Source organism: uncultured Candidatus Puniceispirillum sp. (assembly GCF_963979125.1).
Classification (GTDB): Bacteria; Pseudomonadota; Alphaproteobacteria; order Puniceispirillales; family Puniceispirillaceae; genus Puniceispirillum.
Genome location: NZ_CAXBVX010000165.1, coordinates 1 through 2,663 on the forward strand (window position 1 = coordinate 1; position 2,663 = coordinate 2,663).

Annotated in this window: 2 protein-coding genes and 1 pseudogene; all 3 read right to left on the reverse strand. The window is 49.0% G+C overall.

Translation table 11 applies throughout. The features are described from left to right. Positions 1–176: 176 nt before the first annotated feature. Positions 177–1,517, reverse strand: coding sequence for an FMN-binding glutamate synthase family protein (locus tag ABNT28_RS10755; protein WP_332923685.1), 1,341 nt, complete (start codon positions 1,515–1,517; stop codon positions 177–179). Positions 1,518–1,528: 11 nt separating this feature from the next. Next, positions 1,529–2,212 (reverse strand): GXGXG domain-containing protein, encoded by a 684-nt coding sequence (locus ABNT28_RS10760; RefSeq protein WP_332923686.1) that lies wholly within the window; start codon positions 2,210–2,212, stop codon positions 1,529–1,531. A 1-nt stretch (position 2,213) separates the two neighbouring features. Next, positions 2,214–2,663 (reverse strand): annotated as a pseudogene (locus tag ABNT28_RS10765) (glutamine amidotransferase); the annotation flags it as partial.

A 2,663-nucleotide genomic window follows, 5' to 3' on the forward strand; every position in this document is an offset into this window, starting at 1 on the left:
CATATCAGCAATCGCCTGAGCGGGCACCAATTTGGCGCGTTGTCCACCAAATAGATCGGTGAAAGAGATCATGAAGTATTTGACGCCTTTTTCCTTTGCAAAGGCATAAAGATCGATTGCCATTATATTGTTTCCTCTCTTTTGTCTATATCGCGCTACTATTAAACGCGCCGAATTTAAAAACTGCCTTTGCCAGGAACCCAGTTTGTACCTGCCAAAGGTACGCCAGTCATAGCGGAAGCCTCAATAGTCAACGCACATAAATCTTCAGGTTCCAGATTATGAACGTGGCTTTTTCCGCAGGCACGCGCAATTGTTTGGGCTTCCAAAGTCATGACCTTTAGATAATTGCTAAGCCGCCGACCGCCTAGAGCAGGATCAAACCGTGCCATTAATGCCGGGTCCTGGGTGGTGATGCCTGCAGGATCCATACCCTCATGCCAGTCATCATAAGCACCAGCTGTGGTGCCAAGTTCGTTATATTCGGACTCCCATTGCGGGTCATTGTCACCAAGCGCGATCATCGCGGCCGTGCCGATCGATACGGCATCAGCACCAAGTGCCAAGGCCTTGGCGACATCGGCACCGTGGCGAATACCGCCAGAAATGATAAGCTGGACTTCACGATGAAGTCCCAAATCTTGTAAAGCCTGAACCGCAGGACGGATACAGGCAAGGGTAGGCTGACCAACATGTTCGATGAAAACGTCCTGAGTTGCGGCGGTGCCGCCCTGCATACCGTCAAGCACAATGACATCAGCACCAGCTTTAACCGCAAGCGTCGCATCGAAATATGGGCGGGCGCCGCCAATTTTTACATAAATAGGCTTTTCCCAATTGGTGATTTCACGCAATTCAAGAATTTTGATTTCCAGATCATCCGGGCCTGTCCAGTCCGGATGGCGACAAGCTGAACGTTGGTCGATTCCTTTTGGAAGATTACGCATTTCAGCAACCCGGTCGCTGATTTTTTGGCCAAGCAACATGCCGCCGCCGCCAGGCTTGGCGCCTTGACCCACAACAATTTCAATAGCGTCACAGCGACGCAAATCATCTGGGTTCATGCCATAGCGTGAGGGAAGATATTGGTAGATCAGTGTTTTTGAATGGCCACGTTCTTCTTCAGTCATGCCACCATCACCCGTAGTAGTTGATGTGCCAGCCGCCGAAGCACCGCGTCCCAGCGCTTCTTTTGCACCACCAGACAACGCGCCAAAGCTCATGCCCGCGATTGTAATCGGAATATCAAGATGGATCGGCTTTTTGGCAAACCGTGTGCCCAAAGTCACACTAGTATCACAGGTTTCACGGTATCCTTCGAGTGGATAGCGTGAAATTGATGCGCCTAGAAACAGTAAATCATCAAAATGCGGAACAGCGCGTTTGGCACCGCCGCCCCGAATATCATAAATGCCTGTTGCGGCTGCCCGTCTTATTTCGGCATTTGCCGCATCGCTAAAGTTGGACGATTTGATTGGCACTGTGCGAGGCGGCGAATTGGGGTTTTTATCAGTCATAATAACAAATCCTAATATGCCGAGGCATTGTCGATATTGAAATTGTAAAGTTGGCGGGCAGAGCCATAGCGTTTGAATTCTTCGGGTGCGCAGGTGGCCCCAGACTTTTCAAGCAGGTCTTTTAAAATCTCTATATGTTCGGGCCGCATTTCCTTTTCGATGCAATCAGCACCAAGGCTTTTAACCGAGCCACGTACAAAAAGACGGGCTTCATATAATGAATCGCCCAAAGCCTCACCAGCATCACCTAACACAACCAAATTACCTGATTGCGCCATAAATGCAGACATATGGCCAATATTGCCATGCACGACAATATCAATGCCTTTCATCGAAATACCACATCGAGACGAGGCATTTCCCTTTATGACTAGCAAGCCGCCATTACCGGTAGCACCAGCATATTGGCTGGCATCACCGTCAATGATAACTGTGCCTGACATCATGTTTTCGGCAACGCCGGGCCCCACCGAGCCATTAACATTTATTGTCGCCTGTTTGTTCATGCCGCCACAATAATAGCCAGTGGACCCTTTGATTGTGACTTCAATAGGGGCATCGAGACCAACAGCGATTGCATGACTGCCTTTGGGGTTGTTAATCTGCCATTGCGTCTGGTTTGTGTCATTTGATTGTGCATGCAAAGTTTCGTTAAGAGCGCGCAGGCCTTGGACTTCGAGATCAAATATCTGCATTTCAATGTTTCCAAAAATAAACGGTTGCTGGCTCAGGTTCCCAAACACGGGCATTATCGATATCAGGCAAATTGACCAAAGCACGATATTCCGACCCAAAGGCTACATATTGATCGGTTTCAGCCATAACAGCCGGCTTGCACGCAATCGGATCGCGAACAACACCAAAACCGTCTTTGGTGCCAACAACAAAGGTGAAAAAGCCGTCCAGATCATCAAGACTGCTTTCCAGTGCTTCATCAAGAGTTGATCCTTGCTGCATCTTGTATGTCAGATAGGCTGCGGCAACTTCGCTGTCATTCTCAGTTTCGATATGGACGCCTTCGCGCATAAGTTTGCGACGCAAGCTGTTATGGTTGGATAACGAACCATTATGAACAAGACATTGGTCACTGCCAGTGGAAAAAGGATGTGCACCCATCGTTGTTACAGCTGACTCGGTCGCCATGCG